The following is a 26,301-nucleotide window of genomic DNA, read 5'->3' on the forward strand; positions in this document are numbered from 1 at the left end:
ACTAAAAAAAGTTATTATCGTTTTATCTCAATGTCTTCAAAGGAAAACTTTGGCATACTTACAGATCCTTCATCTGATGCCTCTGGATTAAATATTAATGTTAATGATTTGGCATCATCTTGAATTCTTCCGGCAAAGCTAATGGTTCCTGTTACTTGTTCTCCATCATCAAGCCTTATTCTATCTGAATCATTATCAGCAACGTACCGATAATCATAACCTGTATCATCTTTTAACGTGATACCACCTAAACTGCTTCCACGGGCCCTGCCACCACTTGCTAGATGTGTACCATAGCCTGTATGATTTTGAGCATTAAAATCTACGGAGACATGGTTTTCTTCAAAGGTGATTTTCTCAAGAGTAAAAGTGACTCCTACTGGGTGTTGAATTTGTTCATTGATTTCTATGGGGGCCGGAAGATTGCCCTTATCTGATTCATCCTGTTCTTCATCAGATTGGCTATTATCCTGTACCTCATTTTCTTCTTTGTTTTGTTCATCATCTAATTCAGACTCATTCTCTGCATTATCTTGATCGCTCTCATTATTTCCTTCATTAATGTTATCCTCATTATTCACTTCCTGTTCATTATTCCCTGTTTCCTCCGCATTTGTTTCGTTAACATTTGCATTCTCACTACTATTATCATTGCACGCAACTAGTAGGAGACCACTAGCAAATAAAACGGCAATAACCATCACTAATTTTTTCATCATTTATCACCTCATTGTTATTTTAGCTTGCTTTACCTTATCAAATTGTAACATATTTTTCTTCAATAATAGTTGAGGTAGCTGCCATTCAAGAACGCCTTGAAAATACAACAAAAGAAATAAAGACAGTCATCATTGTTAAAGCTGCCAAGACGCTCACAGTTTGATAACCACTCAGGGTCTTAACAAGATGATACCTGGAATATCAAAGAAAATATTAATCAGAAGTGGTAATAATATGATAGCGTTCAAAAGGGCACTTTTAGTTCTTGATTTTTGTGTTTGGTATTGTGTTTTTCCACAGTAAGGGCAAGTCATTCCAGGATCCAAAGTAAAAGACTTTTTAATGGTTTGTCTCCAGTTCCACTTATTATGGCAATTCTCGCAAGTCGGCATTTTAAACACCCCCTCATTCCACAATATGGCCGATTCTGCCACAGCTATGTTCAATTATCGCACCATTTAGATGAAGAAAGAGTACCATTTTATTCATCTTTTAAATCGTTTCTTTTATTCTTTTTTCTCAAACGGTATAAAACTTCAATCAAGATTGTAGTAATGGCAACTCCGTGGAAGATGGAAACCAATCAGAATAAATTCTTCCCCAAGTCTCCTGTAGCGTACTAGGAAAAGGTCCTGCTGATTCGAATATTGCCCATGATAAGGCAGGAACTTCAAGTTTGGAAAAGTTTTCAGGGCATTCTTGTGTTGTTGCCACTCCTATATACTGGTCAAGCTCTCCTTTTTCTTCCATACGTCCTTCCGAAAAGTTTGTAGATGTTTGAATCATTCCTTTAGGTTCAACATTAGAGAGTTTTTTTAATTCATCTATTTTCTCCATAGTCAAGGTTTTCCACATCGCTGTAATTTCCGGGTTTTCGCCTTCAAATATAATTGGAACCCTTTTCATGATACCAACTATGTTAAAAGCCTCTTTTTCTTCAATTCGATAATTCATCTCATATCCTCCTCTAATTGATAATTGAAAGGTCATTATTGGATAGGCTTTTAATTGCTTGCCATTATTTCTTGCTTTTGACGGTGTAACACACTGCCCCTATAATTGAATAACGATATTCATTACTATTGCAAAAGTGAAAGAACAGACTAATCCCCATATTGTTTGTAAACGAACAAAAGAACTTGTTACACTTTTATGCTTTATACTGGCTATATTTTTAGCAACTTTTAAATTGATTGGCACAAAATAGAAGGAAAAAAGAAACCCTCCTGATAGCGAAATGCAAAAATAAATAATTACAGGATTAGAAGTTAGTTCTGCTACTAAGCTTCCTATTATAAAAAATGGGACACCAGCCCATATAAAGAAAGTTACAGCTAATAATACTATTGCCATAATAATTAACATAAAGTTCCTTTTAAGCACGCTTGAATAATTTTGAATATATAAGTTCAATATTATCACTCCCTTTTTTTGAAAGGATTGCACCATTTAGGTAAGCATTATCCATTATCGAATTTTAACTTATCAATATATTCTTTTCCTTCCACCAAAGAAAGACCTAAAGTTTCTCTTGCTATATTTATATCTTTACCATCTTTTATTAGTTTACGTAAATCATCATTTATCGGGTTTTCAGATATTCCCGATCGTTTAGCTAATTGGTCTAAAGTATATTGCATACCTTTTATACGACCATCTAATTTATCCACCTTAATTGAGAAATATATTACTATAAATAAAGATATGCTAATGAGAGTATATTCCATTTATTTACTTCCTCCTTTAAAATTTATGCCTGTATTTTATATACGAAAACTTTAAGAAATAGTTTCAAAGAGTTCTGTATTTCTTGACCTAATTGTTATGAAAAACCCCGTTGGTGCCAGTTTCGCTTATTGAACAATCCTACCAGTTACTTTAAGTACATTATTTCACAAACTCTGCTTTTATTTTAACTTATATATAGAATATCTTTTAGAATCAAGATAAAAACTAAACGATTCCCAATTTATTGATAATTTTATATTTGGCCATTTGCATACGAATTTGTAGGTTAAAATGTAGACTTACAACTGGCTATTGTTACTTAAAAAATTGCCAAACAAAAAATGACCATCAATTTAGCACATAAATTGATGGTCATTTTACATTATTGTTAATATATGCCATAGGTAGCGGAAACTTAATTATTTGTGTTTTGCTCTTTTAATAAATCTCTGATCTCAATCAGTAATTGTTCCTGTGCATCCAACTCTTCCACTACTTCTTCAACAGCTTCTTCTTTTCGTTTAAACTTACTTAGAAAACGAATTGCCATAAAAATTGCGAACGCAATAATTAGAAAATCAATAAATGACTGAATAAAGTTACCATATAAGACCTCTGTATTTCCTACTTGGATACTCAAGCTAGTGAAATCAATGCCTCCTGCTATCATTCCTAATAATGGTGTTATGATGTTTTCTACAAACGAAGTCACAATTGCACCAAATGCTGCACCAATTACAACAGCTACCGCTAAATCGACGATATTTCCTTTAAATGCAAATTCCTTAAAATCATTCCACATTAACTTCAACTCCTCGGCATTAAGTATACCAAATTATATACGTTGAAAATGAACGATTAATAAAAAGAGCAATAACCACAAGTGATTATGCTCCTCCTGATTAATTAGATGAAAACTACATATCGTGATGCGGATTGTGATTTTGTCGCGAATGATTCGCATTTTTCACTTTCTTTGAACCACTTAATGGTTCTCCATAGGCTTGTGCTGGGCTTTTGGGTAGATTCACCTTTTTCAGCTGTTTTGGTCCTTTTGGTTTTCCTGACATAACGAATCCCTCCCTTCTATTTACTTAGTGTTTTCAATATGGAAGACAAATTATTCATCCTCCGGTATACTGAATAGGAACGATAAATACGTAAAAAGCTTTTTAAACGTGTCATTTCGTAAATCATTTATATATTTTTTATGGCTATAAACGTTGATATAACAGGATTTAAAAGTATAATAAAGCTTTTTTTAAAACTTTTTTTAAAAAAGGTGGATATTTTTTGATTGTATATGTTATACTATAATTAATTATTGTTGTTCGTTAGAAATACAGGATACGAAAGTAGTAACTCTAATAGTGATTTCGTCTTGATTTGTAATCTTGAACAAAAATAGTAATAAAAGTGCCAAATGCACATGGAGGTTTTTTCTATGAATACAGGTTCAGTAAAATGGTTTAACGCAGACAAAGGTTTCGGTTTCATCGAGGTTGAAGGTGGAGATGACGTATTCGTTCATTTCTCAGCAATCCAAGGCGAAGGTTTCAAAACTTTAGAAGAAGGTCAAACTGTAACTTTCGATATCGAAGAAGGTAACCGTGGACCACAAGCTACTAACGTTAACAAAGCGTAAGTCAAGCTTACTATAAAAAAGGACTTCCCTTCTGGGAAGTCCTTTTTACTTCGTTTGTTTTTTTATTTAGAAAAGCGTTCCTGCATAATAGCAGGAACGCTTTTCTTTTACCTATTTTAAAAATTCATCTGTAAGAACTGTCACGATTTGTTTCTTACGGGATACTACTCCTTTTAGAAGCGCTCTGTTGTTACCGTCCAGAGTTACTCCAAAACCTGATTCTACTTTCCCTGTACCTTTACCAATAGCTAAAACTTCTGAATCATTATTTAAGATATCTGTTGCAACGAATAAAAACAGATCTAATTCATTTGCTGATACTCTTTCGGTAACTTCAGAAATGAGTTCATCCTGCAGCTTATAAATGTCACTCGTATCAACGGCATTTACTTGTGCAATTTCCACTTTCGCTTCTCCCATAGAGAATTCTTTAGCATCCATGGTAATTAAGTCCGTAACTGTTTTATCACTAAGATCTGCACCTGCCTGAAGCATTTTTAAACCGTAAGTCTCCAGATTCACTTCTGCAAGTTCTGCAAGTTCATGTGCCGCGTCCACATCTTCATCCGTGCACGTTGGGGATTTCAATAATAATGAATCGGAGATAATTGCTGATAATAGAAGACCTGCAACTTCTTTAGAAACAGCAATCCCCTTTTCTTTATACATTTTATTTATTATCGTAGCCGTACAACCAACTGGCTCTGCCCGGAAATAGAGTGGTTCTCTTGTTTCAAAGTTCGAGATACGATGATGGTCAATGACTTCAATAATACGTGCATTACCAATATTTTCAGCACTTTGCTGAAATTCATTATGGTCCACCAAAATAACATCTGCTCCATCTTCTACTTTTTCAATTAACTTGGGAGAATCTACACCAAAATGGTCTAAAGCATATTGCGTTTCTTTACTAACGGTTCCCAATCGTGCAGGTTCTACCTCTGTACTTGTCTTCGTTTTTAAATCTGCGTATGCCAGCGCTGAACAGATTGTATCTGTATCGGGATTCTTATGTCCAAAAATTAACGTTTTAGCCATGTTCATTCTCCTTCTCTATGTATTAAATCTCTATATATAGATTACCATACTTTTTTACTGATTGAGTATTTTTAAACTTATTCAATATTCTTTAACGTTTCCGTAACTTTCCACATTCTATCATAAGAAGTATAGTCATTCAATGCGATGTCCAGGTCATGGAAATACCTGTGTAAATTCCGTACATCCTTAGAATTCTCCTCTTCCAGCGTGCTTTGTGCCAATGATCGGATGGATTCCAAGTCAGCAAGTAACTGTTCATCTGTAATCTCCGGTTTCAGTTCCTCTATCGAATTGATAATCTGTTGCGATTGGTCTTTTTGTTCTTCCCAATCCAAATTATTAATTCCACCATAACCGGTTGTCTTGTTATAGAATTTATGCATCGTTGATACAAACTTTCCTACCTTGGTATTTTCCTGCCCTACGGTAGAACGCACCTTCTCTATTTCCTCTTTTCCCTCATCTGTAATATCTTTTTCATTGATCGCATCTGACGTATCCTCATTATTAAATACCGTTTCTAAATCTAGTTGAAACACATTAAAAAAGAATAAGCCCGAAGCAATAATGGTGACGGTAACCACACTAACCATTGTCCATCCAAACCATCCCATTTTTGATTTTCGCTTTTCTTTATCCAAAAAGACAACCCCTTATGTATTGTTTTAATAATCGTAGCATACCAAACTTTATATACAAATTTATGTACAGCCATTTACTTCATCAGCCGTCTTTTTATTTTTCATCCAGAAAAGAAAGTAATTGTTTTTTTATTACTGGATCATGCACCTCTTTAGCTCCCACATCATTAATATCAACTACTTTTTGAAATGACTTTAATGGTCCATTAAAATCCTGTAATGTCACGATACAGTAACCTTTCTTATGAGACGGGATTATTTCCAAAATTGCTTTATCCGAATATAATTCATGAATCTTTGCTTTTTCAGATTCAGTCAATGTCCAGTTATCTATTTGCGGTTGTTCTCTTCCCTTTTCAAGGCTTGCTGGTTGAAAATCTTCTGAAACCATGCGAACGATACTAAAATTATAATTCAATGTATTTAGAAGGCGTATGACTTCCGATAAGGCGATTATTGTTACTCCACTAATTAGGTGTTGAATAAACGACATGAGAAAATAACGCCATTCAAATTCCATCCGCTCTATTCCGTTATGATCATATTGCATCATTTGGGCATTTAATATTGCTTGAATAGATCCTAAAATAATAACCGCAATTCCAAAATAGAATAAGATTCTGCCGAGTATATTTTTCTGTTTCACTAGTTTTCTCCTCCTCTCTTTACTATTCTAGATTCACTTCGTTTTTTCCTTCATCAACTTCTAATTACTGTTAAAGTGACTTCATATCCATTATAATCAATACTAATGGAGGGATTTACATGTCAAGAAAACAATTTAATTTAACAAGAACTTCCTTACTTACATTTGTAAAAGAATTGGACGAGGAAACTGTCGATATTACGTCTAGCTATTTCAATAATACCATTCGCTGGCATATTGGACATGTGCTTGTAACGAATGAGAAGTTTTTATTTATGTATCCAAAAAAATCCACAAACATTCCTGCAGGCTATGCTGAGCTTTTTGGTTCAGGTACGAAACCTGCTGATTGGACTACCGAGCCACCACAACTCGAAGTACTTATAAGAGAGTTGGAAGAACAGCAGAATCGCATCAATGAATTTAATGATTTATTTTGGAAATCGAATGTATCTTTTAAAGTACCATTCGGAAGTATAGAAACACATGGCGATCTTTTAAAAATGCTTGCATTCCATGAAGCAGAACATCTTGGGAAAATGAAGGCGATGCACCAAGTGGTGAAAAGTCAATAATATGAATAAGAAGTATATAATTATCGGTGCTGGCATATTGGGTGCAAGCACCGCCTACCATCTTTCTAAAAAGGGTGCAGACGTCCTGATTATTGATCGTAAAGAAGAAGGACAGGCAACAGATGCTGCTGCAGGCATTGTTTGTCCATGGTTGTCACAACGCAGAAATAAGGCATGGTATCGACTAGCTAAAAACGGCGCAAGCATATACCATGAATTGATAGAGGACTTGGCAAATGCAGGCGAGACAGATACTGGTTACTCCCGTGTAGGAGCGATCAGCATACATACCGATGAAAAAAAGCTTATCGCCATGCGAGATCGTGCTATAAAACGGCGGGAGGATGCACCTGAAATTGGAGAGGTCATCCTACAGAACACGGAACAAACGAAATCGATGTTTCCCCTTTTATCTGACGAATATCGTTCTTTATATGTCAGTGGCGCTGCCAGAGTGGATGGACGTAAATTACGAAACGCACTACTTAGCGGAGCCAAAAAACGTGGAGCTCAAATAATCGAGGGAGATGCCACTCTCTTATATGAAGAAACGAACATTACCGGTGTAACCGTTCAAGAAAAAGAATACGATGCAGACGCGGTAATCGCTGCTACAGGTGCATGGATGAATGACCTTATGCAACCATTGGGAATAGCGTTTGATGTAACACCCCAGCGGGCACAAATCATGCATTTGCAAATTCCAGACATGGATACTTCGAAGTGGCCAGTTGTTATGCCGCCAGCTGACCAATATATGCTTGCATTTGATAATAATCGAATTGTGATAGGTGCTACACACGAAAATGATGTCGGTTTTGATTGCCGGGTTACTGCAGGAGGCTTACACGAAGTATTATCGAAAGCAATCGCGGTCGCTCCAGGTTTAGTAAATAGTACCGTGGTGGAAACAAGGGTGGGATTCCGCCCATTTACACCAGGGTTTTTGCCTGTAATTGGGCATCTCCCCGGATACAACGGATTGCTGCTAGCCAATGGGCTTGGTTCATCTGGATTAACCATGGGACCTTACATTGGGTTGCAATTAGCGAAACTTGCAGTTGGAGAAGAGCTTGATATTGATCTAAACGATTATGATGTTGCAGGTGCAGTAAAATAGGATGAACGTGGAGTTCATTCTATTTTCATTACTACAAGATCGTAAAAGTTTGCATTTACAGTTTACTATATTTTTTGATAATCTATCTATAGGAAACGAAAGAGGTGGATAGACTTGAATGGTAAGGCAATTATTCTAATAATTATCGTCAGTACGCTGGTAGCACTTTTATTAACCTGGTTCTGGATGCAGAATGTCATTGAAGATTATGATGTGGACCGTAAAGCACTAACAGACAGGGTCGAATATCTTATTTCATGATGAAAACCGGGGAGTTTTATTATTCCTTGGCTTTTTGTCATATGGTGAGATTACCTTTCCCACTAAGGAATAATGCTTTATTTTGTATTTTTGGATAAAAAAATAGACAAGCAGTGCCTGTCTATTGTTATGCGCCACGTTCACTTGTTCGATTATTTGTATAATCTTTTCTAAGCACATATTTACCAAATCTCAAATATGTAAATTGAAAGATCGGACTTTGTATGAAAGTGAAAATGAATGTAAAGACGAATACTGGCCCACCAATGAGAAGTCCAAGAACAAGGACAAGACTCTCTGTTATAATCCGAACCCTTCCAACAGGTGCACCTAATTTATCGGCGAGGGAAAGCATAAATCCATCCCTTGGACCTGAACCAACTCCAGCAGCATTATACATGCCGCCACCAAAGCCCATCACAATAATTCCTAAAATCATTAAAGGAATATCCACCCATGAATTGGTGGCAACCGGAAGAAAATCCAGCCACATATAGAAATCCACAAATGCTCCCACCATAAGTGCATTCGCAAATGTGCCTAATTTGATATACCTTTTATCAAAAAACCACGAAATGTTAATCAATATTAATGAAATAATAATATTCCAGGATCCAATGGATAAACCAAATTTCTCAAAGAATGCAACATTCAATACATCCCAAGGGTGAATCCCCAAATGCTGCATGTTTATCGTCATTGTAATACCTAAACTAAAGATCATGATACCTACCATATAAAAGGACCAGCGAAACTTATAATTCAATCGTAACAACCTCTTTCTCGATATTCGTAACCAACTTGGCTACTGATAATTATAACATAGGTCCACGGGGACAGGTTCATCGGTCCAGTTAATTGAATTAAAAACTATTTTGGATAAGGAATGCCCCAGCGGTCCAGGATTCGGTATATATATGGGGATGGTTGCAGAATATAACGGATGAGGTGGAATAAATGACGATTGTACGACTTGGTTATGTCGCAATGAGTATGGAACTTAAAAATGCATCCCCATCGCAAAAAATGACGTTTACCCAATTCAATAAAATTACTGATCGAGAAGCTGCCATTCGTAAATTAGAACGTATTGCACTTTCAAATTTGCACAATACACTTAGACTGTTAAAACATAATGTAGCGTCTGATATTCATTTTTACCGGCTAACTTCTCACCTTATTCCTTTAGCAAACCACGAAGAACTTCTTGATTGGAAATATATGAAGCCATTAAAAGAACCGCTTCGTGAGATTGGAGATTTCGCAAAAAAACAGAAGATAAGAATTGATTTTCATCCAGACCACTTTGTCCTAATTAATTCAAAAGAGAAGCATATCTTGAAAAATTCAATACGTACGTTAAAGCTGCATTACTTATTATTAAAGGCAATGAGGATAGACCCAACTCATCGCTGTGTCATGCATGTTGGTGGCAATTATAAAGATACCGAAATGTCACTGGAACGTTTTGTTGACAATTGGATGGACGTCCCAAAAGTGATTCAAAAAATGATCATGCTGGAAAATGATGATACTTCCTTTACTTTAGAAGATACGCTTTATTTATGTGAAAAACTAGATATTCCTTTAGTTTTCGACTATCACCATCATCTTGCCCATCACCAAGATCCAAATTGGGAAATCAACTGGGGTAGAGTTGTACAGACATGGAAACATTCTCCGCTCCCAATAAAAATGCATATATCGAGTCCAAAGAGTGATGAAGCATTTCGCCATCATTCCGATTATATAGACATTGATATGTTTTTTAGATTTCTTAAAGGAATTAGCGGTAGTGTTCCACAAATAGACTGTATGATTGAGGCTAAGAGAAAAGATGAGGCGCTTTTTAAATTAATGGAGGAAGTAAAGGTTAGGAAAGATGTTGAAATTATTGATGGCTCTTCTTTTTATTTAAAGTGAATGGAGGTTACGGGACAGGTCCTTCGTTGTCCAAATTTAGAACTTGTGATGGAACCCTATAGTAAGAGAATCACCATATAGAACAACGATTCATATCTGTTGTTAACTTTTTGATGAGATACATTTATGTGAAATCGGCGATTAATACGGTTTTCTCAACCTTTCCAACCTTCCATAGGAGTTTATCCTTCACTATTCCCTCCGTTATAAGCCCTAATCAATGCATAAATTGGATTAAAATATATAAAATAGCAATCAAAATCACGATAAGTAAAACGAGTGAACCAAATAAGACGAACAAATAGGAAGATTGAAAGCTTTGTGCCTGGATTTGTTTTCGTTTCCTTAAATATTGAATAGCCGCAGTTATAATCACACCAACACCAAACACGCCGGATAGGATACTAATCAGAACAGCCAGAAAATCACTTACCCGATGACTTTCCCCGATCGTTAAATGATAACTGATGGTTAAAAAACCAATTCCTATGATTGCAATTGCTGTCCGTATCCAAGCTAAATATGTGCGCTCATTAGCCAAATGCTGCTGGGCAACTCGCAGTTGATTTTCTTCTTTTTCCTTATTCCATAGTTTACTTGCCATACTTCCAAACCACCTAGATAGAAGTTATTTCATACAAAAAAGATTAACAATATGTATCTTTATCCGTTACACAGCGAAATCCGGTATTTCCTGTTGAACTGTCCGGTGTATTGGATGACCTTGCCGCGACTCGGTAACGATTACAGTAGGAGTCATGACAAAGATACGACCCTCCGCGAATAACCCTGCTCAATCCGAGTTTCGGACCTTTAGGATTATCATGGCCGCCTTTCTGGTCAGGCCGGTTCGTAAACCAGTCCATACACCATTCCCATACATTTCCAGCAGTGTTATAAAGTCCGTACCCATTTGGTCGGAATGACTTTGCAGGAGCTGTACCGAGATAGCCGTCCTCTACCGTATTCATCTTTGGGAAATCACCTTGCCAAATATTGCAGACATGTTTCCCGTCAGGCATTAATTCATCTCCCCATGGAAAGCGCTTTTGCTCCAACCCACCGCGGGCTGCATATTCCCACTCCGCTTCAGTTGGAAGCCGTTTGCCTGCCCATTTACAGTATGCAGCTGCATCATTCCAAGATACATGAACAACCGGATGATCCATTCTTTCTTCAATCGACGAATCGGGGCCTTCCGGGTGATTCCATGCTGCCCCTTCCACAACGACCCACCATGGCGTGCCTGCTACAGCCTGGTTAACAAGCCGAGCTGTTTTTTCAGGTAATAATAAATGAAATACAAATGACCAGCCAAACGTTTCAGCATCTGTCACATAGCCTGTATCCTTGATAAACGTTCTAAATTCTGCATTTGTTACGGCATATGTATCCATATAAAAGGCATCGACAGTCACATCGCGAATTGGTCCTTCGCCATCTGCCGGAAAACCATCCCGATCTTCGGTTCCCATTTTAAATGTTCCACCCGGGATGAAAGTCATTTTATCTCTTTCTACCTTTTTAGCTGTTGTAGTAATTTCTATAACCTTTGATTGTTTTGAGTTATTTGTCTGCAGGCGGCTAGCACTGCAGCATGATCTCTTTACCATTATCATTGCTCCCATTCTTTACCCTTCTATTTTTCCCGGTAAACAAATGGAATAATCCTATTTTTTATTTTTGTCTAATCAAGATGCAGCTGTAACAGGAAATTGCATTGTTCAGCAAAAGAACGGGTAAACTAATTAGATAGATTAATTTTCGCAAACAATCATTAGGAGGACAAAGATGGCGAACAAAAAACCGAACGTAGTAATCATTTTTGCGGATGACTTAGGATATGGAGATGTTTCCTGTTTTAACCCTGAGTCAAAAATTAACACAAAAAACATAGATGCATTAGCTAAGTCAGGATTGCGTTTTACAGATACACATGCCACTTCGGCTTTATGTACCCCGTCCCGGTACGGATTGTTAACGGGGCGTTATAATTGGCGTTCCAGCTTGAAGAGCTTTGTCGTGCCAGGGGATTCCATGCCATTAATTGAAGAAGACCGCAAGACGATAGCCCATCTGCTAAAAGAAAACTTCTATAATACTGCCGCTATCGGAAAATGGCATTTAGGCTTGAAATGGCAGTTAAAAGATCACTTTGATTATGAAAAATTCGGGTTGAATCCGGATGATATTCCCGGGAAAAAAACACGATTTGGCCGTGATGGCATTTTTGACATTTCGGTCGGGAGAATGGACTTTGAAGGATTGGATATTGATTTTTCCAAGCCAATTACATTTGGCCCGAATCAGTTGGGTTTTGACTATTTTTATGGAACCCCCGCATCACTTGACCAGCCACCATATGTCTATATTGAAAATGACCGGGTGGTAGAGGAGCCGACAGAAGTAACAGGAACAGCCATGCTTGACCGGTCAGGAGCAACCGACCAGCAAGAATGGCAAAATGGCGTTGCCGCACCAAACTTTGTTCACAGAGAAGTTCCGGATAACATGCAGAAAAAGGCGTTGGAAGTTATTGATCGGTTTGCAGAAGAGGACAAGCCATTTTTCTTATATTATCCAAACCATTTGGTGCATGGTCCACTGATACCTAATGAGCAATTCGAAGGGAAATCAGGTATTGGCCCTTACGGCGACTTTGTACTTCAGCTGGATCATTATGTTGGTGAAATAAGCGATAAACTGAAGGAAAAAGGTATTTTCGAGGATACTATTTTTATTCTTTCCAGTGATAACGGCGCATCAGGTGTAGCTGATTTCGAAGCATTGAAGAAACATGGACATAACCCAAGCTATATTTTTAAAGGAATCAAAGGAGATATTTGGGAAGGCGGACACCGGGAACCAACGATTATTTCCTATCCGCCAATGATTCAAGGGGGAACAGCCTCCAACCATATGATCAGTCAATCTGACATCTATCGCAGTATTGCAGAAATCATTGGTGCAGAAATTACGGATGATACAGCAGAGGATTCTATCTCGAACGTTTCTTTATGGAAAGGAAACAATGAGTCTGTACGCGAAGATATCGTCCATTCTTCTGCCAATGGCGGATTCTCGATTCGACGAGGAGACTGGAAACTGGAACTTGTCTATAATGGAGGCGGATTAGTAGCCTCCCGTAAAGGGGCAGAGGCTCAAGATTTTAAACCTGCTGAATTATATCATTTGAAAGATGACATAAGCGAAACCAATAATCTCATTCATGAGCACCCAGAGATTGTGGAAAGTCTCAAAAAATCATTGGAAGAATATATCATTAAAGGTCGCTCCACTCCAGGAGAACCACAGGAAAATAACCGGAATAACCCGACAGGAGAATGGCCGCAAATCAGATGGATGGACGGATATAAAGATTATATTGCAAAATTTAAATACGATTGATTCGGGAGGAACTGTGCTCCAAGCACCGTGTCCCTTAGTAGAGGGTCCACGGGGACAGGTTCATCGGTCCAGTAATTGAATTAAAAACTATTCGGTCCATCAAACCATCCCCGCGGTCCAAATAAAAAATCCATTTTGAATAATAGATTGATCAAAATGGATTCTTATTCAGAACTTGAAAGTTAATTTTTAACCTTTTTCTCAATTTGAGAAAGTTTAAAATTAAACAGTAACAGCAATATCTAGTAGACGATTTGCAGAAGCTTTCACTTCTTCCATGCCTGCAGCAATGATTTCTTGTGCTTTATCAGGCATCGCATTATGACCTTCTATAATCACTTCATCAATGATTTGCATACCGAAGATGCCGCCAAATACGTTGTGCATGTAGTTAACAGCCATTTCCATTGGAGCTGCCTCTGGTACGGAATAAACTCCGCCACGAGCGTTTAGGAACATCGCTTTTTTATCCGTCATTAATTGAATCATGTTGCCTTGAGCGTCATATTTAAATGCAAATCCTGCAGCGTATATATAATCGATGAACGTTTGTAATTTTGCTGGTATTGTTAAATTCCATAATGGAAATGCGAATACAACTACATCTGCAGCTGTGATTGCATCCATTGCTTTTTGTTTTGCAGCTAAAAGGCGTGATTCAATGTCTGTTAAATCTCCACCATTTTGTACTTTTCCGAAAGCGTTAAAGGCATCTTGACCGAAGTATGGTGTGTCTTCTTCATACACATCGTAAGTTGTTACGTTTACGTCTTTACCTTCTAATTCAGCTATAAACGTTTCGTACATTTTGCTAGAGATAGCTTCTGTTGAAGGGCGATTATTTGCTTTTACTACTAAAATATTCATATTAAAAAAACTCTCCTCTTATAACTATTTGCTTTATCTTTCCAACTTATTATAAATGAATAAAACTCTTTTTGTAAGTACGCACTTAAAAGTGGCATAGTATACAAAAAGATACTATTGGAAAAAACGATCGTTCAGATGACCGGCCTATTGAACTCTTGCACCAGTTCATTGATTAACGAGAAATTAAAATTTCTTTTCAAAGGAGGTTAAGCATAACTGTTCACTTATTATGACTTCTTTAATTTTTTGAAAACCATTCTTTTTATAAAAACTAACTGCTGGGATATTTTTCGACGCTGTTCCTACTTTTATTGTTCCAACCACGAACTTACTTTCAATGTAATCTAAAAGCATCTGTGCAATTCCTTTTTTAAAATGTTTTGGGTGTACGATTAAGCTATGTATATCTATTTCATCATTTTCTACTTTTATTGCTATAGCCCCGCATAGTTCGTCCTCTAAATAATATCCAAAGAAATTTTCTCCGCATTGCTGTAAATTATCAATTGTATCTTTTAATGGAGGTATTTCATAAGAACCAATTATTTCAGCCTCTACCATGTATGATGGTATTACAATGTTAAAAACTTGCTCAGCGTTTTTTCTATTGCTTATATCGATTTTTTTAATCAATTTTATCCCTCATTCAATTTTCTTGTTCCACAAATCTGCCTGCCATACCGACTGGGTCCACGGGGACAGGTTCGGTTCATCGGTCCAGTAATTGAATAAATCTATTCGGTCCATCAAACCTGTCCCCGCGGTCCTTCTCCACACAGTCCACTTGCAAAGGATTACCTTAGCGTAGCGGGAGACTGATCCTTTATTCCCTTTTTAGCAAAAAGCTTCTTTTTTATTTTTAAGTAATTTTCAATCTCATAAATTAAATAAAATAGATTCGCTCTTATTTCGAATTCATCTCTCGTCGTTGGCAAATCCGTTACACGAATTTGTGCTTTACATGCTTCTAACTTATCCAAGGAAATCTCCGTTGTATCTTTGGAATGGACATGTTGACTTAAATACGCTAAAAAGTCTGCAAACATTTCCTTCTGTTCAACATGAAGTTCGAATGAAGACACATTAGCGACAACTTGTGTCATTTGTTGTAGTCGTTCCAGTTGGTTCTCTCGCATTTCCAGATAATAATAATCTTTATTTTGTTTTCTTAGTAGATGATTTTCTACATCTTGAATGGCAATGCTCTTGGACTCATTAATGATCTCCCCCGCCTCAAGTATCTCTTTCCCGTCCCACTCTCGCTCTCTATCTTTCAAAAACGCAGAGAATTCATAAAGAATAACTGAAAATTTTTGTTCAATATGCTTTTTATGTGTTTCAATATCTTTCTTAAAATTAGGCATGAAACTGTTAACGACTAAAGCAATACCCATTCCTATGATGATAATATAAAACTCATTTAAAAAGATTTCCCCGTTGACATCTTTTACCGTATAAACATGTAAAACGACTACCATACTCGTGATAAAGCCACCCTGGATATGTAGTTTTACAAGGATCGGTACAAACAGCACAATAAAAATGGAAAATACGAATGGATTATAACCAAATAATTCAAAAATCAAACCACCTAGAAACATAGATAAAATAGAAGCGAAGAACTTTTTTTGTATTGTATGTAATGTCTTTTTCTTCGTCTTCTCAATACACATGATGACGATAATCGCTGCAAATGTAGCAAATTCCAAATTCATTAAACTCGCAATCCAAATTGCAAGCCCTGCTCCTATAGCGGTTTTCAGTGTCCGCTGCCCCATACCAACCATACCAGCACCATCCATCTTATGTTTATTATTTATCGTTGCATATTTCTTTGTAAACTGCAAGGAGGGTAAAAAATTAGTATATCGATTTAAAACTGAAAATTACGACTCTTTCCCTGTAACGCTAGTGTTATTTGTGATACGATTAATTATGATAGATAGTACTAAATAATGATCAAGAGGTGAGAAGATGGTTGAAGTAAGAAAAGGTACACGAGGCAAGGAAATAATAATCGAGGAAAATCCGCTATCTAAATGGCTATTCTCTAACACGAACTCGGCATGGATATGGCTTATTTTACGATTGTACATAGGCTATACTTGGTTAACAGCAGGGTTTGGTAAAGTGACGAATGATGCTTGGACAGGGGAAAATGCTGGGACAGCACTCGGAGGCTATATGTCTGGAGTAATGGAAACGGCTGCTGACGGTGTAGTTGCTGGCTGGTACGCTACATTTTTAGAAAGTGTAGTTATTCCTAATGCTGTTGTATTCTCTTACATGGTTGCTTGGGGAGAATTATTGATTGGACTTGGGTTAATTGTTGGTTTATTAACTGGTATTGCTGCGTTTTTTGGTGCACTTATGAATATGTCGTTTTTACTCGCAGGCACAGTTAGTTCGAATCCTGTCATGTTAGTCATTGCCATGTTATTAGTTTTAGGTTGGAAAGTTGCTGGTTGGTATGGGTTGGACCGTTGGGCACTTCCAAAACTTGGAACGCCTTGGCAGGTAAAGAGGAAAGAGGAATAGGTGATAAAATGAAAAGTTTTAAATAATAAAAGGCATGATCAAAGTTCCCTATACGGGTCTTCGATATGCCTTTTTTATTATATTAGGTTTAACTATCCTGCTATTAGTTAAAATAGACCGTCGTTTTGACGTTCTCCTTGTTGTTTTAAAGCACCACATAGTTTAAGTGAAAACCGTCACAATCTCAACTACAATTTAAAACATAATCCAATCTCAAATCTATTACTCCAAAATTTTTCCCATTAATAGCCAGCCACGAATAACAATAAAAAGATTCCTTCCCACCATTAGTGAAGGAATCTTTTTATTTACTAAGTTTAATTGTTTCTAATAATTTATTCGACTGGTGAAAGTTCGCTTTCTGTTACCCATTTATGATTTGCTACTTCTTGATCAGTTTCCGTATCCGTATAACTCACCATATATACTGTTGTTTGTTCAGCTGAATCAATAGTAGCCGTTGCTCCATCCATTCCTTCCATATGATCCGCATTTAATACAACTTCATCTCCAGATTTGAATGGTTTTTCACCAGCGTCTTCAAGTTCTTCGTGAATTACCCATTTGTGATCTTCCACTGGTTCACCGCCTGTTGTCGGTGTATATGAAACCATATAAACAGTAGTATCAAATGCACCAGTTATAGTTGCTACTGCGCCATCCATACCTCTCATATGGTCCGCATTTATCGTTGCTTCACTACCAACTGGATATGTAGGATTTTCAGCCTCCGCCAATCCTTCTGGAACTTCACCCGAACTGGAATGATCCATTCCTGCATGATCCATTTCTTCCATAGAATTAGAATCTTCTTCATCCATATTTTCCTTTGATTCTGTTCCTTCTTCATTAGCGTTTTCAGTACCAGTATTGGCATCATCATTTGGAGTAGTTTCTTCATTTCCACCACAAGCCGTTAAAACCAGAGCTGTAATTAAAGCAAGCATCCCTATTATTAATTTATTTTTTTTCATTGCTACATTTCCTCCCATTTTTTCCTTATTAACTTCCTCTCCTAATATACCCCTACTGAGTATTTTAAAACATTGTTGAACAAAAAAAGCCGATATATATATATAATCGACTTTCAGATTTTTATTATTTTTATCTACACCAATTGCATAGTTGTAATGCAAGTGTTATCTCCCTCAAAAGTAGATAATTCTAATTCAGACATTTTTCCTTCATGCTTAATTTTAGCTCGATACGTTTTATCGCGTGGCAACCATAAATCGATAAATCCGTTAGATTGAGATTTCAATGTTTCGTCAATGATCACATTGCCTTCCATGTCTTCAATATAAACATCAAACTCTTCTTCTATCATTTCTCCCTGACAGCTTGTCAAACTATGATTTGTACAGGGATGGGTTTCATTGACATAAGGTGCAATAGAAACAAAAAAGTCGTTTTTCGGTAAGTCATATACTAAATTTTTTCCATTGATATCGTTAACCATTAGTTGTTGAGAAGTAATTAAAGCCGACTCTGCTTTTAAGTTACCTGTACTATAATCACTAACCAATTCCTTAATATTTTGCGTTTCATTTTCTAGTGAAGAATTTCCTTTACTTGTTTCATCTTCACTACAAGCAGTTAAAACAACAGCAACCAATATAGTAAGGGTTGGCAGTGACCATTTGATTCCTGAAAATTTACTATCGTTAAAAAGAATTTCCTTAATTGAATATTTTACTTCCATATTACTCCATCATATTTTTTGATATGTTTAAATCATTAGAGTACTCATACTAATTTTATTGTAAATGACTATTTGTTTTAGATATTTTTTCAACAATCTGGTCTTTTAGAGGGCTTTTCCAATTAAAAATGGTGGAACAGGCAAACACACTGACTAATAAAATAGTACAGTAGAAATAACTCTGCATTAGAAAAGTAAATGGAAATGGGAGTGTTATTATGGGAGCTATTAATGGAACGGATTTTATTAAACGCTTAAATCAGCTGGATACTGAAATTTGGCTGGATGGAAAAAAGATTGAGGGGGAAATCTCTAAGCACCCTGCATTCAAAGGACTTCTTCAAACAAAGGCTTCCCTATATGATATGCAGCATGATTCTGAAATTAAAGATGAGATGACTTTTCATTCACCAGAAACAGGGGAATCTGTTGGGCTTTCCTTTTTGAAACCGAAAACGAAGGATGACTTAATAAAAAGACGAAAGGCAAGTGAGCACTGGGCTAGACAAACGGGTGGCTTGATGGGAAGAAGTCCCGATTACCTCAATACCGCTATGATGAGTTTCGCCTCTTCTTCTCCCTTATTAAGCGGAAGAGTCAATTGTTTTCCAGAAAATATTCAAAGCTTATATGATTTGGCGATGAAAAAAGACCTTTCATTCACCCATACATTTGTCTCACCCCAAGTAAATCGTTCCGAGTCATATCTTGAATCCTCTGAAGAAGAACCCATTGTTGCCCGGGTCATTGATCGAAATGAAGAAGGAATTGTTATTAAAGGGGCACGCCTCTTAGCTACTCAAGGCGGATTAACCGACGAAGTATTAGTTATTAGTACTCCTAAATTTTTGCTAGATGAAGATGAAGCTTTTGCATTTTCCATTCCATCAGATACTTTGGGTTTAAAATTTATTTGCAGAGAGTCATTTGTTGGTGGAGATTCTCTTTTTGATCACCCATTAAGCTCTCGATTCGAAGAAATGGATACCATCCTTGTTTTCGACAATGTACTAGTTCCGTGGAATCGAGTATTCTATTATGACAATGCTATTGCAGCCGCAGACTTCTCATTCCAAAGTTCTTTTCACAGTTTTACGGTCCATCAAGTCGTAACCAGACAAATTGTCAAAACTGAATTCATTTTAGGTCTGGCTGAGCTTCTTGTACAGACTATTAACGTGAGCGAGTATCAACATATTCAAGAAAAGCTGTCAGAGATCATCATTGGTCTTGAAACAATGAAGGCTCTATTGGAAAAGTCTGAAAATGATGCAGCATTGGACCAGTGGGGAGCAATGCGGCCAAATATTGTTCCGCTTCAGGTTGCCAATAACATCTTCCCTAAAATTTATCCTCGCTTCACTGAAATTATTCAATTAATTGGGGCTAGCGGACTGGTTAGTCTGCCTACTGAAAATGCATTTAATTCCTCTATTCGAGCCGATCTCAATCAATATCTTCAAGCAGCAACCAAGAACGCAGAGGATCGAGTGAAAATATTTAGGTTAGCCTGGGACCTGACAATGAGTTCATTTGGAACGAGACAAACCCAATATGAGAGGTACTTTTTTGGAGACCCAATCCGATTATCTGGCCGTCTATACAATGCATATCCACTTACTGATTATGTAAAAGAAGTTAGCAATTTCTTAGACTTGGAAACTGAAGTATAACTTAAAATCACTTGTAATTTAAGGACAAAATTAAATGTTTCTAGCCAATTAGATATCTATGCTTTTTAAGCGCTATTATCGAACAGTCTGTCCGAGTAGAAAGAAATTTTTACTATAGAGGCGGACTTTAACGTTTGTTCAATTTGAAAGGATCTTTAATCAGAAATCAACAGAAATCATGAACTTCGTTTTTTCAGAAATAAGTGCTACTACCTAGAATTCCACCTCCGAGCACTGCAAGAATACTACCAATCAGAATCCATTGTGTTGATAAATAAACACCGCCATAAACACTACTAATTTGATAGGAAGCGAAGTGGTTCTAGAGGGTATTATAAAAAGACATTGCCAAACCGCAATATATAAAATAATTTAATGAATTGTGAAGAATGAAATTATATCTGTAATTGGCTAACACAAAAACCGGATCTCTTCAATAATGAAATCCGGTTTTACTATAATTAAAACATCTCATTCGCAGTTTCTACTCTTTATTGAATGATGTTCCTTTTTACTATAGGACTTTGAAGATTAATTACACCAAAAAAGATAAGAAAAGTGAGTGACATCAACTTTTATCTATCATTCAATAACAATATCGGTTTTACTCTAATTCTACATATTTTTGCTTTGCTGAAGAAGTATCGATTCTCCTGACCGTTCCCATTCTTCCACTGTCTCATATGCTTTTTCAGGAGTATATCCTTTTCCTACAAGAACTCCCATTAGAATAAATTCTTGAAGAATGTGAGTAGCATTTATTCCTCTTTCAACATCCTCTAATCCTTCATTTACCAAAAATTCGGTGTACCGTACCCACTCATCTGGAGTCTTGCCAGAAATAATGGTATTTCCATTGCTGTGACTGTTACTTTGTTCCATAGCCATCGCATCAGCTTTAGTAGGATGAACAGTGCCAAATGGGTGGTTAGGCGGAGCATATATCGAATAGAGCTTTAATGGAATGTTACCTGTATTTGTTAGATTATGCCATGTTCCTGCAGGTATCATGATTGCAGAATCATCATACACATTCCTTTGGAAGTTTAAATTATCCTTACTCTTGCCCATTTGAGTAATCCCCTGACCCTGTTCAATACGTAAAAACTGGTCAACATCAGGGTGAATTTCTAGTCCAATATCTTCTCCGGGATTCAGACTCATTAATGTAACCTGCAAATGATTCCCAGTCCATAAAGCAGTACGATACGTATTGTTTTGTTTCGTCGCCTCATTAATATTAGTTACAAATGAGTTTGGTCCATAATCCCTTAACACCATTCTATTATTACTATTGAAAGCATTATAAGAATCAAATTGATTTGCATGATTTATCTCATTAGGATAAGTCCAATTATTCCATTTTTCATTACAGTTATACATCGGAACATTGCCATAGGGTCTTTGATATGGATGATAATACATTTTCTTCAATCCCTTCACGATTTATCGTATTATCATATGCTACTGTTTTGGGAACGTCCCTAATCAAAATTGCAAATGACGGCGATTTCGCTCATTCTAAAAAACAAAAAGCCGAATCAAAGTTCAGCTTAAAAAAATGTTGTTGTTCAGATTGGTTCCTAAATTTAAAATGCCTTTCCGAAGGAGGTTTAAAGTGTTCTTTTCGGAACCAATTTGTTAATCTATATGATTCTTTGTTTGATTGCCGTGTACCTTTTTTTTTATTTTTCATAAAATACAGAGAGAACTTCGAATAGGAGGGTTAATGGATGACGAACGGCCAATTTAATCTAATCAATTCCAATTCAAATAACCGTGATGCTAATTCCTCTTCAAATAATGAAATTACTGTGGCAAAATTAGCTGTCCTTGGTGGATTACTAGCTACAATAGGTGATGGCATCTCTACACTGGCTGCAGTCCTTGCGCTAGAAGAATTGCAACAAACACAAAATAACAGTAACAATAACAACGATAGAATAAGTGAACTAGAAAAACAGATTAAATACTTAACAAAAGAAATCAATCAACAAAAAAATATGAGGAGATAGAAGAGTACGTTACTATTCCAATAGTAGTACCCCTCCGATCTCCTATAATTTACAATGCTATTGATGATGGAATTTAATCAAACTAACATTCTCTCCCAGAAGCGATGGGCAGCAATTGCCTCCACAAATTCCCCGATGTCAGTCCCTACGATTACTCCCGGTTTTCCTTTAAAATCATTTATCTCCAGCCATTTGATCCCTACACCCGTCGCACCAATCGGCTTATAGTGTGAGAATGCTTCATCAATGAAGTAGGCTGCATCCTTGTTAAACTTTTTATTTTTGACGCTTCCCCTTACCATATAGACAGCATCAAATAACACCGACTTTGCAGTTAAAAAGGTATGTTTAGCTCTTAACTTAACTCCATTTGTACCCTGCACGGTTCCAATATTTTCACTGATGATTTCCGGCATAAGACCTTCTGTCATTAGGCTGTCTAACACATATTTCACCTCTGGACCATTGAATCCATCGGTTAGTATTACAGCGACCTTCCGTGTTTTTGCAGTTTTTGGGGTGTTTTCTTGACTGAGAGCCGGGGAAGATTTTGTTATAGTCGAACCGTCCCCTTTTGGGGGATTGGCCCCGACATTTACTGCAAATGCGGTCGCTAATTCCAGACTCACATTGGCAAACATATCCACCACCTGCTGTTTTACCGATTCGCTTTTGACTTTCCCCAGTTCGAAGCTGAACGCTTCAATGATATGCATTTTTTCAGGTAAGCTCATGCTGTTCCAAAATAGGGTGGCCTGAGAAAAATGGTCTGCAAAACTCTCACTTCGTGCGCGAATTTTCCGACCTTCAACCTTTTCCTGATAGGAGGCATATCCCCCTTCGCCCTCACTTACAGGGGCAGGGGTGTCACCAGCCAAAGAGTTTCGATGATAACTCACTTTCCCGAGATTGATGGTCTGGCGATGGTAGCCCTCGCGTTGATTGTTATGGAACGGTACAACCGGTCTGTTAATTGGTATTTCATGAAAGTTAGGTCCGCCCAGACGGATTAATTGGGTATCTAAATATGAAAACAGGCGTCCCTGCAATAATGGATCATTGGTAAAATCGATTCCGGGTACAACATTGCCCAAATGAAACGCAACTTGTTCGGTTTCGGCAAAGAAATTGTCTACATTCCGATTTAGAGTCATCTTCCCAATAATAGTTACTGGAATGTCTTCTTCCGGCCAAAGCTTTGTTGCATCCAGTATGTCGAACCCGAGACTGAATTCGTCCTCTTCGGCAAGAATCTGAACGCCCAGTTCGTATTCCGGGAAAAACCCTTTTTCAATCGCACCCCATAAGTCATTACGGTGAAAATCTGGATCGATGCCTGCCAGTTTATGGGCCTCATCCCAGACGAGGGAATGCGTTCCTAATGCCGGCTTCCAATGGAATTTCACAAAATGGGCTTTCCCATGATCATTGACAAGGCGGAACGTATGGACGCCAAATCCTTCCATCATCCGGAAGCTTCGTGGAATGGCACGATCTGACATAATCCACATAATCATATGTGCAGATTCCTGGTTATTCGCGACAAAATCCCAAAACGTGTCGTGGGCAGTGGAGGCTTGCGGGATATCATTATCAGGCTCCGGTTTGAAGGCATGCACGACATCCGGGAATTTAATGGCATCCTGTATGAAAAAGACAGGGATATTATTTGCAACTAGATCATAGTTTCCTTCCTCCGTATAGAATTTAGTCGCAAACCCTCTGGCATCTCGAACCGTGTCCGCAGATCCGCGAGCTCCATTGACAGTAGAAAATCGGACAAATACGGGAGTCTTTTTGGATGTATCCTGCAGGAACTTCGCCCTTGTATACTTTTTCATGCTTTTGTATAACTGAAACTCCCCATGCACGGCAAAACCACGAGCATGAACGACCCGTTCTGGAATTCGCTCGTGGTCAAAGTGCGTTATCTTTTCGCGAAAATGAAAATCCTCCATTAGGGTCGGGCCCCGTTCACCCGCCTTTAGGGAAAATTCATCTTCTGACACTTTTAACCCTTGATTGGTTGTAAGTGTCTTGCCTTTATCATCAACCCGAAAAGAATCTAATTGCTCGTCTTTGCTGTTCTTCCTACTATCATTAAGCTCATCGGCCATCTAAATCCCTCCCCATTACTTAAAATGGTATGAGTTACCCTCGGGAATTATTCATAACGGTGTGTATCAGTAATAGAGCCAATCGGTATTTGGTATAGACCTTAGTATCTAACTTTTTATGTAATGAAAACTATAATGAATAGATATCAGTTATAAGGGATCTGGCCGTTGCTAGTTCCATTCTTACGTTTGTCGTATCCTCCTCTTTTGCGGCTGCAATAATGTTATTGATGCTTTCATTTAATCGCTCATATTCCCCTTCATCGCCGAGCAACTGTAATTTCCATTTGTTATCTTCATAAATACTTTTCAGTTGATCGGCCTGTAGTGTAATTTGTTCCCATTTCGGATGGTCCAATGCCTGTTCAAGCTGATCCATGTGGTCAAAAAAGAAATCTCCGCCAATTTTAGTAGCACATCCAGAAAGCAGGATGAATAGCGACATATAGATAATGGTTTTCTTTATCAATGATATTCCTCCCAACAGTGTGAATAATATTACCTATATTGCCCAATAATGGAGAAAGATTACATAATAAAAATGCCGATAGGGGAAATTTGTCATGCCCGAACTTGTAGTAATTTTGATTCGATCAATAATTGCATTTCTGTTGTTGTTAATTTTGACCCGAATTATGGGGAAAAAACAAATTTCTCAGCTCACTTTTTTCGATTATTGTGTGGGGATTACAATCGGATCCATTGCCGCAACCATGTCTGTCGATCAGAATGTCAAAGCACTAAACGGAGTTCTGTCATTAATTGTATGGGGACTTTTTCCAATCATCCTGGCATATGTGAGTTTGAAGTCTATGTGGTTTACAAAATTGATAGATGGTAAAGCAACGATAATGATAAAAAACGGTGAAATACTGGAAAAGAATTTGAAAAAGAATCTTTTTACCATGGATGAATTGATGCTATCACTCCGGGAAAAAGGGGCTTTTAAGGTTTCTGATGTGGAAATGGCCATCTTGGAGACGAACGGCCAGCTTAGTGTCATGCTGAAGACAGATCAACAGCCGGTTACACCTCATACATTAGGGATTCCCGTCGAGCAGGAACATGGGCCAACCATTCTAATTATGGATGGTCAATTGCTTGAAAAGGGATTGAAGGAACGCGGTTTTTCCAAAGAATGGTTACTAGGTGAGGTACAGAAGCAAGGGGCTGAGGGTTTCAAAGAGGTATTCCTTGCCCAGATAGATTCTCGTGGGAATGTATATGTAGATTTATATGAGAATAAAGAAAAACGTCATATAGCTGAAGAAAGGCCACTGCAGGGCGCAATCTTGAAAAAAATACAGGCTGATTTGGAAAGCTTTTCGCTGCAGACAGATAATCCAGAGGCCAAAAAGTTATATGCAGAGCAGGCAGCTAATCTTCAAAAGACAATCGATTCGATAATACCGTATTTGAAGTAACGGCTATCCTGATATCTACAAAAAAATTGTGGCCACAGAGTTTCGCAATACAATGCTTCTTGTTATCATTCCAATCTACTTTTATTTTACCATTAACATTCAGAATACCCTATAAAATCAGGTAAATAAATGATTGATGATTACTTATAATAAAACGCACACTAAATTGCGCACTTACTAAAAATGACTACCAAATCAGCATACAATTTGGTAGTCACTTTCACTCACATTTTTAATGTTTGCGATAGGTA

The 26,301-nt window shown here is 37.3% G+C and carries 30 protein-coding genes and 1 pseudogene; 10 read left to right on the forward strand and 21 right to left on the reverse strand.

Features of this window, described 5'->3' with window-relative positions; all coding sequences use genetic code 11:
- Positions 1-14: 14 nt before the first annotated feature.
- The 7 genes and pseudogenes from ACFOUV_RS12800 to ACFOUV_RS12830 form a co-directional block, all read right to left on the reverse strand.
- The gene (locus ACFOUV_RS12800) at positions 15-719 is read right to left on the reverse strand and encodes a hypothetical protein (protein ID WP_379497162.1); all 705 of its coding nucleotides are present in this window, start codon (positions 717-719) and stop codon (positions 15-17) included.
- Between the two features lie 171 nt (positions 720-890).
- Positions 891-1,112, reverse strand: a complete 222-nt coding sequence (locus tag ACFOUV_RS12805) for a TIGR04104 family putative zinc finger protein (RefSeq protein ID WP_379497163.1) — start codon at positions 1,110-1,112, stop codon at positions 891-893.
- A 175-nt stretch (positions 1,113-1,287) separates the two neighbouring features.
- Positions 1,288-1,764 (reverse strand): annotated as a pseudogene (locus ACFOUV_RS12810) (GyrI-like domain-containing protein); the annotation flags it as partial.
- 9 nt (positions 1,765-1,773) lie between these two features.
- Entirely contained in the window at positions 1,774-2,133 is a 360-nt protein-coding gene (locus tag ACFOUV_RS12815) for a hypothetical protein (RefSeq protein WP_379497164.1), read from the reverse strand.
- Between the two features lie 47 nt (positions 2,134-2,180).
- Positions 2,181-2,447 (reverse strand): hypothetical protein, encoded by a 267-nt coding sequence (locus ACFOUV_RS12820; RefSeq protein WP_379497165.1) that lies wholly within the window; start codon positions 2,445-2,447, stop codon positions 2,181-2,183.
- A gap of 416 nt (positions 2,448-2,863) precedes the next feature.
- A complete protein-coding gene (gene mscL, locus ACFOUV_RS12825) occupies positions 2,864-3,250 on the reverse strand; it encodes a large conductance mechanosensitive channel protein MscL (RefSeq protein WP_379497166.1) in 387 nt (128 codons plus the stop codon).
- A gap of 115 nt (positions 3,251-3,365) precedes the next feature.
- Entirely contained in the window at positions 3,366-3,518 is a 153-nt protein-coding gene (locus ACFOUV_RS12830) for a small acid-soluble spore protein P (RefSeq protein ID WP_379497167.1), read from the reverse strand.
- A gap of 374 nt (positions 3,519-3,892) precedes the next feature.
- Between ACFOUV_RS12830 and ACFOUV_RS12835 the strand changes: the two genes are divergently transcribed.
- The gene (locus ACFOUV_RS12835; RefSeq protein WP_067724698.1) at positions 3,893-4,093 is read left to right on the forward strand and encodes a cold-shock protein; all 201 of its coding nucleotides are present in this window, start codon (positions 3,893-3,895) and stop codon (positions 4,091-4,093) included.
- Between the two features lie 111 nt (positions 4,094-4,204).
- Here the strand turns inward: ACFOUV_RS12835 and ACFOUV_RS12840 are convergent, their stop codons facing one another.
- The 3 genes from ACFOUV_RS12840 to ACFOUV_RS12850 form a co-directional block, all read right to left on the reverse strand.
- Positions 4,205-5,134: a manganese-dependent inorganic pyrophosphatase gene (locus ACFOUV_RS12840; RefSeq protein WP_379497168.1), complete on the reverse strand. Its 930-nt coding sequence runs from the start codon at positions 5,132-5,134 to the stop codon at positions 4,205-4,207.
- A 77-nt stretch (positions 5,135-5,211) separates the two neighbouring features.
- On the reverse strand, positions 5,212-5,778 hold the full coding sequence (locus tag ACFOUV_RS12845) for a hypothetical protein (RefSeq protein WP_379497169.1): 567 nt from the start codon (positions 5,776-5,778) through the stop codon (positions 5,212-5,214).
- A 94-nt stretch (positions 5,779-5,872) separates the two neighbouring features.
- Positions 5,873-6,424 (reverse strand): hypothetical protein, encoded by a 552-nt coding sequence (locus ACFOUV_RS12850; protein ID WP_379497170.1) that lies wholly within the window; start codon positions 6,422-6,424, stop codon positions 5,873-5,875.
- A gap of 119 nt (positions 6,425-6,543) precedes the next feature.
- On the opposite strand from ACFOUV_RS12850, the gene ACFOUV_RS12855 reads away from it, so the two are divergent.
- The 3 genes from ACFOUV_RS12855 to ACFOUV_RS12865 all read left to right on the forward strand — a co-directional run bounded on the left by ACFOUV_RS12855 (position 6,544) and on the right by ACFOUV_RS12865 (position 8,380).
- Complete coding sequence (locus ACFOUV_RS12855) at positions 6,544-6,999, forward strand: DinB family protein (protein WP_379497171.1); 456 nt, start codon at positions 6,544-6,546, stop codon at positions 6,997-6,999.
- 1 nt (position 7,000) lies between these two features.
- Positions 7,001-8,119, forward strand: coding sequence for an NAD(P)/FAD-dependent oxidoreductase (locus tag ACFOUV_RS12860; RefSeq protein WP_379497172.1), 1,119 nt, complete (start codon positions 7,001-7,003; stop codon positions 8,117-8,119).
- A 114-nt stretch (positions 8,120-8,233) separates the two neighbouring features.
- The gene (locus tag ACFOUV_RS12865; RefSeq protein WP_379497173.1) at positions 8,234-8,380 is read left to right on the forward strand and encodes a hypothetical protein; all 147 of its coding nucleotides are present in this window, start codon (positions 8,234-8,236) and stop codon (positions 8,378-8,380) included.
- A gap of 127 nt (positions 8,381-8,507) precedes the next feature.
- Here ACFOUV_RS12865 and ACFOUV_RS12870 read toward each other — a convergent pair whose 3' ends face one another.
- Positions 8,508-9,146, reverse strand: coding sequence for a YczE/YyaS/YitT family protein (locus ACFOUV_RS12870; RefSeq protein ID WP_379497174.1), 639 nt, complete (start codon positions 9,144-9,146; stop codon positions 8,508-8,510).
- Between the two features lie 191 nt (positions 9,147-9,337).
- On the opposite strand from ACFOUV_RS12870, the gene uvsE reads away from it, so the two are divergent.
- Complete coding sequence (uvsE, locus tag ACFOUV_RS12875) at positions 9,338-10,303, forward strand: UV DNA damage repair endonuclease UvsE (RefSeq protein ID WP_379497175.1); 966 nt, start codon at positions 9,338-9,340, stop codon at positions 10,301-10,303.
- Positions 10,304-10,520: 217 nt separating this feature from the next.
- On the opposite strand, the gene ACFOUV_RS12880 is transcribed toward uvsE, so the two are convergent.
- Both ACFOUV_RS12880 and ACFOUV_RS12885 read right to left on the reverse strand, forming a co-directional pair.
- Positions 10,521-10,907, reverse strand: a complete 387-nt coding sequence (locus tag ACFOUV_RS12880) for a YidH family protein (RefSeq protein ID WP_379497176.1) — start codon at positions 10,905-10,907, stop codon at positions 10,521-10,523.
- A 43-nt stretch (positions 10,908-10,950) separates the two neighbouring features.
- A complete protein-coding gene (locus ACFOUV_RS12885; RefSeq protein ID WP_449290037.1) occupies positions 10,951-11,931 on the reverse strand; it encodes a formylglycine-generating enzyme family protein in 981 nt (326 codons plus the stop codon).
- A 163-nt stretch (positions 11,932-12,094) separates the two neighbouring features.
- Here ACFOUV_RS12885 and ACFOUV_RS12890 point away from each other — a divergent pair, with 163 nt between their 5' ends.
- Positions 12,095-13,711: a sulfatase family protein gene (locus ACFOUV_RS12890; RefSeq protein WP_379497178.1), complete on the forward strand. Its 1,617-nt coding sequence runs from the start codon at positions 12,095-12,097 to the stop codon at positions 13,709-13,711.
- A gap of 222 nt (positions 13,712-13,933) precedes the next feature.
- Here the strand turns inward: ACFOUV_RS12890 and ACFOUV_RS12895 are convergent, their stop codons facing one another.
- From ACFOUV_RS12895 to ACFOUV_RS12905, 3 genes are all read right to left on the reverse strand, one after another.
- Entirely contained in the window at positions 13,934-14,578 is a 645-nt protein-coding gene (locus ACFOUV_RS12895) for an FMN-dependent NADH-azoreductase (RefSeq protein ID WP_379497179.1), read from the reverse strand.
- Between the two features lie 186 nt (positions 14,579-14,764).
- The gene (locus ACFOUV_RS12900) at positions 14,765-15,214 is read right to left on the reverse strand and encodes a GNAT family N-acetyltransferase (RefSeq protein ID WP_379497180.1); all 450 of its coding nucleotides are present in this window, start codon (positions 15,212-15,214) and stop codon (positions 14,765-14,767) included.
- Positions 15,215-15,375: 161 nt separating this feature from the next.
- Entirely contained in the window at positions 15,376-16,368 is a 993-nt protein-coding gene (locus ACFOUV_RS12905) for an aromatic acid exporter family protein (RefSeq protein ID WP_379497181.1), read from the reverse strand.
- Between the two features lie 187 nt (positions 16,369-16,555).
- Here ACFOUV_RS12905 and ACFOUV_RS12910 point away from each other — a divergent pair, with 187 nt between their 5' ends.
- A complete protein-coding gene (locus ACFOUV_RS12910) occupies positions 16,556-17,119 on the forward strand; it encodes a DoxX family protein (protein ID WP_379497182.1) in 564 nt (187 codons plus the stop codon).
- Positions 17,120-17,454: 335 nt separating this feature from the next.
- Here the strand turns inward: ACFOUV_RS12910 and ACFOUV_RS12915 are convergent, their stop codons facing one another.
- Together ACFOUV_RS12915 and ACFOUV_RS12920 are read right to left on the reverse strand one after the other, a co-directional pair.
- Entirely contained in the window at positions 17,455-18,093 is a 639-nt protein-coding gene (locus ACFOUV_RS12915) for a YdhK family protein (protein WP_379497183.1), read from the reverse strand.
- Between the two features lie 134 nt (positions 18,094-18,227).
- Positions 18,228-18,764, reverse strand: a complete 537-nt coding sequence (locus tag ACFOUV_RS12920) for a CueP family metal-binding protein (RefSeq protein WP_379497263.1) — start codon at positions 18,762-18,764, stop codon at positions 18,228-18,230.
- A 275-nt stretch (positions 18,765-19,039) separates the two neighbouring features.
- On the opposite strand from ACFOUV_RS12920, the gene hpaB reads away from it, so the two are divergent.
- Complete coding sequence (gene hpaB / locus ACFOUV_RS12925) at positions 19,040-20,494, forward strand: 4-hydroxyphenylacetate 3-monooxygenase, oxygenase component (protein ID WP_379497184.1); 1,455 nt, start codon at positions 19,040-19,042, stop codon at positions 20,492-20,494.
- Positions 20,495-21,109: 615 nt separating this feature from the next.
- Here the strand turns inward: hpaB and ACFOUV_RS12930 are convergent.
- A complete protein-coding gene (locus ACFOUV_RS12930) occupies positions 21,110-21,919 on the reverse strand; it encodes a cupin domain-containing protein (RefSeq protein ID WP_379497185.1) in 810 nt (269 codons plus the stop codon).
- Between the two features lie 308 nt (positions 21,920-22,227).
- On the opposite strand from ACFOUV_RS12930, the gene ACFOUV_RS12935 reads away from it, so the two are divergent.
- Positions 22,228-22,509: a multidrug ABC transporter ATPase gene (locus tag ACFOUV_RS12935; RefSeq protein WP_379497186.1), complete on the forward strand. Its 282-nt coding sequence runs from the start codon at positions 22,228-22,230 to the stop codon at positions 22,507-22,509.
- A gap of 77 nt (positions 22,510-22,586) precedes the next feature.
- Here ACFOUV_RS12935 and ACFOUV_RS12940 read toward each other — a convergent pair whose 3' ends face one another.
- Positions 22,587-24,626 carry a catalase gene (locus tag ACFOUV_RS12940; RefSeq protein WP_379497187.1) on the reverse strand — a complete coding sequence of 680 codons (2,040 nt, stop codon included), beginning with the start codon at positions 24,624-24,626 and terminating at the stop codon, positions 22,587-22,589.
- 130 nt (positions 24,627-24,756) lie between these two features.
- Complete coding sequence (locus tag ACFOUV_RS12945) at positions 24,757-25,095, reverse strand: DUF4363 family protein (RefSeq protein WP_379497188.1); 339 nt, start codon at positions 25,093-25,095, stop codon at positions 24,757-24,759.
- A gap of 94 nt (positions 25,096-25,189) precedes the next feature.
- Here ACFOUV_RS12945 and ACFOUV_RS12950 point away from each other — a divergent pair, with 94 nt between their 5' ends.
- Entirely contained in the window at positions 25,190-26,050 is an 861-nt protein-coding gene (locus ACFOUV_RS12950) for a DUF421 domain-containing protein (RefSeq protein WP_379497189.1), read from the forward strand.
- Positions 26,051-26,301: the final 251 nt, after the last annotated feature.

Source organism: Oceanobacillus longus, from assembly GCF_042650085.1.
Lineage (GTDB): Bacteria > Bacillota > Bacilli > Bacillales > Amphibacillaceae > Oceanobacillus > Oceanobacillus longus.